The following is a 252-nucleotide window of genomic DNA, read 5'->3' as shown; positions in this document are numbered from 1 at the left end:
GCCCCCAATGATCTTTGGCAGATCGACTTCAAAGGCTTCTTCCAGACGGGTCAGGGGCCGTGCTACCCGTTGACGTTGATCGATGACCACTCGCGCTTCAATCTGGCGATTCAAGCCTGTGCGCATCCCCCGGTGTCAGGATAGTTGTCGCCTCTCCGGTTTTTCCTAAAAAAGCATATCGGGGGCGGAAAGAGACTGGTCGTGCCGTACTATTCACCTGAACGCAGAGCCGCATTACTTAAGATGCTGCTT

Annotated in this window: 1 pseudogene; it reads left to right on the top strand. The window is 54.4% G+C overall.

The features are described from left to right. Positions 1-123, top strand: a pseudogene (locus tag C6382_RS23805) (IS481 family transposase); the annotation flags it as partial. Positions 124-252: the final 129 nt, after the last annotated feature.

The sequence above is a fragment of the Pseudomonas sp. BBP2017 genome (assembly GCF_003024385.1).
Classification (GTDB): Bacteria; Pseudomonadota; Gammaproteobacteria; order Pseudomonadales; family Pseudomonadaceae; genus Aquipseudomonas.
This window is presented reverse-complemented; position numbering and strand designations above follow the sequence as displayed.